Origin of the sequence: uncultured Rothia sp. (assembly GCF_937976295.1) — a bacterium.
GTDB lineage: Bacteria > Actinomycetota > Actinomycetes > Actinomycetales > Micrococcaceae > Rothia.
Genome location: NZ_CALJRY010000216.1, coordinates 1 through 1,204 on the forward strand (window position 1 = coordinate 1; position 1,204 = coordinate 1,204).

Genomic DNA, 1,204 nt, shown 5'->3' on the forward strand with positions numbered 1-1,204 from the left:
TGAAGACCTTGCGGGCGATGGAGAGCATTTCGGATTCCATGCTTGCGTTTTCACCGGAGATGGTGAAGTCGCATTCTTCGAAGATGCGGTTGAAGTACTGGTTCATGCGGGTGACCAGCACGTCGTCTACGGAGGCGAAGTGGTTGAAGATGGTGCGGCGGGAGACGCCTGCGCGTTCTGCGAGCGCTTCCGCGTTGAGGGCGCCGTAGCCGCCCTCGAGGATGAGGGACTCTGCTGCCTCAACGATTGCGATGCGGTTCTCTGCCTTGCGGGCGGAACGCTTGTCCGTGATGTTTGCGGGGGATTCAACAAGATTTGCCATGTTTTTTACAATACGCGCAATATTTCACCGAGGGTAACTATTTGAGGGTTAGATTCACCACATATTTGCACTCGTGGTAATAAACTTGAAGTGCAGATTTAATGTTTACTCAACAAGCAATTTAGTGTTTTGGCACGTCAGTGTTCTATCAACGCCCACAAAGCAAACCAAAAGGGCGGAGCGCACAACGCACCCCGCCCCCCTCAAACACTTACCCAGGACGCTCACCCGCCACCCGCTCAGCGGAACCGCCGAGTGAGCCACCGCGCAAGCGCATTAGGCGCGCGCCGCCTCCAAAGGCAGACGCACCGTAAAGACCGTATGACCCGGCTGACTCTGCACCTGAATCGAACCGCCGTGCGCCTGCACAATCGCCTGCACAATCGCCAAACCCAGACCGGTGGTCCCAACCGAACCGGAACGCGCCTTATCGGCACGGGTGAAGCGGTCAAAAATCTTCGGCAAGAAGTCCGGGGCAATACCCGGACCATTATCGGTCACTGTCACCACAGCCTCGCGGCGTGCAGCATCCACCGACAGGCCAGTGGTCACTCGAGTACCCTCGTCCGTGTGTTTGCGGGCATTCGAGAGCAGATTCAAGATGACATGCTGAATCTGGGAGCGATCCGCCACGACCTCAACCGGTTCGTCGGGCAGGTTCAGGTGCCATTCGTGAGTGCGGGCTGCCGCCTGCATGTCGGAGGTGCATTCAAGCACCAGCTCGGTCAGATCAACCTGCTCCAGCTTGGGTTCACGACCTTCGTCCAGGCGGGCGAGGGTCAGCAGGTCCTCCACGAGGCGTGACATGCGTTCGGTCTGCGAATCGATACGCGCCAGGGAGGACTGACCGGATTCACTGAGCGGCTCGGTCCAGCGGAGCAT

General features: G+C 58.3%; 2 protein-coding genes. Both read right to left on the reverse strand.

The window, feature by feature from the left end; translation table 11 throughout:
- Positions 1 to 322 (reverse strand): TetR/AcrR family transcriptional regulator (locus tag Q0216_RS05850; protein WP_298593702.1); only part of this gene is annotated, 322 nt, incomplete at its 3' end.
- A gap of 276 nt (positions 323 to 598) precedes the next feature.
- A partial coding sequence (locus tag Q0216_RS05855) for a cell wall metabolism sensor histidine kinase WalK (RefSeq protein ID WP_298593703.1) occupies positions 599 to 1,204 on the reverse strand: 606 nt, incomplete at its 5' end.